Annotated in this window: 3 protein-coding genes; 2 read left to right on the forward strand and 1 reads right to left on the reverse strand. The window is 55.9% G+C overall.

All coding sequences use genetic code 11. From position 1 onward, the window contains the following. The first annotated feature begins 83 nt into the window (after positions 1-83). A complete protein-coding gene (locus tag ACOVRA_RS10140) occupies positions 84-632 on the forward strand; it encodes a gamma carbonic anhydrase family protein (protein ID WP_421720193.1) in 549 nt (182 codons plus the stop codon). A gap of 70 nt (positions 633-702) precedes the next feature. Then, positions 703-1,776 carry a phytase gene (locus ACOVRA_RS10145; RefSeq protein WP_421720194.1) on the forward strand — a complete coding sequence of 358 codons (1,074 nt, stop codon included), beginning with the start codon at positions 703-705 and terminating at the stop codon, positions 1,774-1,776. Between the two features lie 67 nt (positions 1,777-1,843). Here the strand turns inward: ACOVRA_RS10145 and ACOVRA_RS10150 are convergent. Beyond that, positions 1,844-2,308: SEC-C metal-binding domain-containing protein (locus ACOVRA_RS10150; protein WP_421720195.1), on the reverse strand; the 465-nt coding region annotated here is incomplete at its 5' end.

Consider the following 2,308-nt stretch of genomic DNA (forward strand, 5'->3'; position numbering starts at 1 on the left):
GCCGCGAATCTCTGTTGCGATGTCATCCTAGCAGAGTAAATGAGTTGTTAACGTCACAAATTCTTATCGAAAGGAATTTTCCCATGAGCTTTATTCAGGGTGCCTATTCTTTGGGCGATGCGACCCCCACGCTGCCTGCGCCGGGCAATTATTGGATCGCCCCCAATGCGACCGTCATTGGCAATTGCATCCTGCATCACAATGCAAGCGTCTGGTTTAATGCGGTTTTGCGCGGCGATAATGATCCGATCACCATTGGCGAGAACTCTAACATCCAAGATGGTGCCATCCTCCATACTGACCTTGGTATCCCGCTCACCATCGGCAAGAACGTCACCGTCGGCCATTTGGCCATGCTCCATGGGTGCGAGATTGGCGATAATAGCTTGATCGGCATTGGAGCCGTGGTGCTAAATCGGGCAGTGATTGGCAAAAATTGTATCATTGGAGCCAAAGCGCTCATCCCCGAAGGCAAAGTGATTCCCGACAATTCCCTCGTGATGGGCGCGCCGGGCAAAGTGATTCGCGAAGTAGGGGCAGAGCAAGCCCAGTTCCTGACGGGCTCTGCCCTGCACTATGTCGAAAACTGGAAGCGCTTTCACGCAAGTTTGAAGCCCGTGACTGCATCCTAAGCCAATCCGTCATAAGGTTGGAATAAAACTCGGCTATCCGCCCCTCTAGGGTCTAACCATTGGAGGGAATATGTTTCGTGCTGCCAACTTCGTCCTCGTGCCGGCTTGCTTGAGCCTGCTTCTTGCTGGCTGCGCGACAGAGATTCCGATTGCTGAGCGCATCGCGCGGGCAACGCCTGCGGTCAATGTGGTGGCACGCGGAGAGACGGTCCCTGTTGGCTCGGCCAATCAAGATGCCGCTGATGATCCGGCAATTTGGCGCAACCCAGCCCGCCCGCAAGCCAGTCTGATCGTCGGGACCGACAAAAAGGCCGGGCTTTATGCTTATGACTTAGACGGCAAGATCCGCGACTTCTTTGATGCGGGTCGGGTGAATAATGTTGATCTGCGAGCGGAAGTTCCCGTTGCTGGCACACCGCGGATTGTGGTCGCTGCAAGCGACCGCAATGACATCGCCCAAGCCAAGATTGCTCTATTCACCTTAGACCCTGAGAGCGCCAATTTAACCCCGCTCGGCACCGTTCCAGCGGGTAGCGGTGAAGCCTATGGCATTTGCCTCGGCCAGAGCGAAGGCGCGCTTTATGCCTTTATGGTCTTGAAGGACGGTACCATCCATCAAGTCGCGTTGGATTTAGCTGGCCCCTCCCCCGCTGGCCAAATCGTGCGCACGATGAAGCTTGCCACCCAATCGGAAGGCTGTGTGGTCGATGAGAAGACCCAGCGGCTCTATGTGGCGGAAGAAGATGTCGGCCTCTGGCGCTTTGACGCCCGCCCAACTGGCCCAATTGTTTCCACCAAGATCGCCGCGGCCGATGGCAAGAATATTGTGGCAGACGCCGAAGGTGTCGCTTTGGCTGAAGGGCCAGGTAACGCGCGCTATATCCTCGTCTCCAGTCAAGGCGACAATGCCTATACGATCTTTTCAGCCAGTGACGAGACCTATGTCGGCCGGTTCAGGATTGCTGCTGGAACTTATGGCGCGACGGAAGAGACCGATGGGATTGAGTTGATTGTCGGCGACTTTGGGCCTGCCTACCCCGGCGGCCTGTTTATTGCCCAAGATGGCATCCAAGCTGGCGGGGCCCAGAACTTCAAGCTGGTCGCTTGGGATGACATCAAGGCCGCCATCGGTCTTGCGCCTTAAATAAAAATCAAGCGCTGGACCGAAATCAAGCGCTTGATTTAAATCATTTTTTTAAGTCCAAACCGCTCTAGAGCGCGCCGTGACAGGCCTTAAAGCGCTTGCCAGACCCGCAAGGGCAAGGCGCATTGCGCGGTGTGTCGAGCCAAGCACGTGGCATTTCACCCAAAGCGGATGGGACGAGATCGTCTGCGGCATCGCCCATTTCGTCGAGACCGGTTGCTGGCAGCGGATGGCTGGATAGCCAATTCGGGTTAAGACCCATGCCATCGCCAATGCCAGCACCAAAGCCGCCATCGATGGTTGCTGTGCTGGGGTCAAAGTCAGCAGGCACCATCGGTTGGTCCGGCTGGACCAATTGGACGTTCATCAAGAAGCGCGTGACGTCGCTGCGCAAATCCGTCCGCATCTTCTCAAACATGGAGAAAGCGTCGGTCTTATACTCAATCAACGGATCGCGTTGGCCATAGCCGCGCAAATGGATGACCGAGCGCAAGTGATCGACTTGGGTCAAATGCTCACGCCATTTGAGGTC

The sequence above is a fragment of the Aquidulcibacter sp. genome (genome assembly GCF_049239865.1).
Taxonomy (GTDB): Bacteria; Pseudomonadota; Alphaproteobacteria; order Caulobacterales; family Aquidulcibacteraceae; genus Aquidulcibacter.